The organism is Streptomyces sp. UH6, assembly GCF_013421635.1.
Lineage (GTDB): Bacteria > Actinomycetota > Actinomycetes > Streptomycetales > Streptomycetaceae > Streptomyces > Streptomyces abyssomicinicus.
Map to the genome: position 1 here is coordinate 1 of NZ_JACADT010000957.1, position 2,174 is coordinate 2,174.

At 74.2% G+C, this 2,174-nt stretch carries 1 protein-coding gene; it reads left to right on the forward strand.

Annotated features, from left to right (window positions below; all coding sequences use genetic code 11):
• The first annotated feature begins 1 nt into the window (after nucleotide 1).
• Nucleotides 2-1,969 (forward strand): LpqB family beta-propeller domain-containing protein, encoded by a 1,968-nt coding sequence (locus tag HW445_RS33820; protein ID WP_374939709.1) that lies wholly within the window; start codon nucleotides 2-4, stop codon nucleotides 1,967-1,969.
• Nucleotides 1,970-2,174 lie beyond the last annotated feature (205 nt).

The following is a 2,174-nucleotide window of genomic DNA, read 5'->3' on the forward strand; positions in this document are numbered from 1 at the left end:
CGTGCTCCTCGCCGGCTGCGCGTCGATGCCGGACAACGGGGACCTGCGGGACGTGCAGTCCACGCCGCGGCAGGACGCCCAGGTCCGGGTCTTCGCCGTGCCGCCCCGCGACGGGGCCTCGCCCGAGCAGATCGTGCGCGGGTTCCTCGAGGCGCTGACCAGTGACGACCCGCAGTACGAGACGGCGCGGAAGTACCTGACCACAGCCACCGCCCGGACCTGGCGGCCCGAGCGGTCGACCACCGTCCTCGCCAACGGCCCCACGCCGCTGCCGAGGCAGTCCGGCCCGCGGGAGGACCCCGACGAGCTGAACTACACCCTGTCCGGCACCCGGGTGGCCACGGTGGACGCCCAGCAGGCGTACGAGCCGGCCGACGGCGAGTACCAGGAGGTCGTCAGCCTCCGCAGGGACACCAGGACGCGGCAGTGGCGCATCGACCGGTTGCCCCAGGGCATCGTGATGGGGCAGTCGGACTTCCACCGCAACTACACCTCCGTCAGCAAGTTCTACTTCCCGGCGGACAGCGCCGAGGGCAGCGGGCGTCCCGCCGCCGTGGCCGACCCGGTGCAGGTGCGCAAGGTGGACCCGCTGACCGGGATCGTGCGGGCGCTGCTGGCCGGACCCACCGACTGGCTCGCCCCGGCCGTGCGCACCGGTTTCCCCGCCGGGACGGGGCTGCGCGACGGCGTGAAGTCGCTGACCCCCGACGACGAGGGGAAGCTGACCGTCCCGCTCGACGCCCAGGCCCGGCTGGCGGGTCACGGCGCCTGCGAGGAGATGGCGGCGCAACTGCTGCTCACCCTCCAGGACCACACCCCGACCGGCGTGAAGTCGGTGGAGCTGACGTCCGGTGGTGAGCGGCTGTGCGGACTCGACGAGAAGCGCGCCGTCCTCTACGCGCCGCACGGCACGGCCCGCCCGCCGGAGTACCTGTACTTCGTCGACGGCGAGCACCGTCTGGTGCGGATTCCCGCCGAGTACCAGGAGGCGCAGGAGCAGGACCCCGGTGACGCCGAGGACTCCGATGACGCGGAGGAGTCCGAGAAGGCCCCGGCCACCCAGGAGTCCGGGAAGCCGGACGACCCTGACGCCCCGGACGGCGACGGCGGGAAGAGCGATCCGTCCGCCTCCCCGGAGGGCGGGACGGCGGCCGACGACGCGGCGCGGGCCGAGGCCGCCGGCGTCGAGCCGGTGTCGGGCGCCTTCGGTGACGGCACGACCCCGCTGCGGTCGGTGGCGGTCTCCCGCGACGAGCACACCGCGGCCGGCGTCCACCTCGACGGCAGCCGGCTGTACGTCGGCCCGCTGATGACGGAGGGCGAGGACGACGGTGCCGGGGAGCCCGTGGTGAAGAGCGCGGGCCGGTCCGAGAGCGACCGGCTGACCGCGCCCAGCTGGGACGCCCGCGGGGACCTGTGGATCGCCGACCGCGATCCCGGCGACCCCCGCCTGCTGATGCTGCCCGGCGGGACCCGCAAGCCCGTCGAGGTGCACGTGCAGGGCCTGGACGGCCGGATCGAGGCCGTCCGCGTCGCGGCGGACGGGGTGCGGATCGCGTTGGTGGTCGCCAAGGACGACAAGCGGTCGCTGTGGATCGGGCGGATCGACCGGCGGACCGACCGGGGCGGCACCCAGGACCGGCCGCTCGTGTCGGTGCTCGAGCCGCGGTCGGTCGCGCCGCGCTTCGAGGACGTGGCCGCCATGTCCTGGGCGGGCGCGGGCCAACTGGTCGTCGCCGGACGGGAGCAGGGCGGCGTGCAGCAGATGCGGTACGTGCGGGTCGACGGGTCGTCGGTGGCCGGTATGGCGCCGGTGGCGCTCTCCGGGGTGCGGGAGATCGCCGCGTCGGAGGACGAGCGACTGCCGCTGACGGCGTTCTCCGGTACCGACGGGCTGGTACGGCTGCCGTCGGGGGCGCAGTGGAAACAGATCGTCACGAAGGCCATGAGTCCGGTATATCCCGGCTGAGCGGGAGGGCCGGAGTTGTCCACAGGTGGGGTCCGGTCGGACGATCGGGCCCCACCGGGGTTTTCCACAGGCCTGCGCGGGGAGCACGTCCGGGGCGCACAGTGGCCTCATGAGGGAATGGTGGCGAGCACTCGCCGAACTGATGCTGCCCGGTGAATGCGCGGGCTGCGGAGCGCCGCGGACGGTGCTCTGCGAAGGGTGCCGG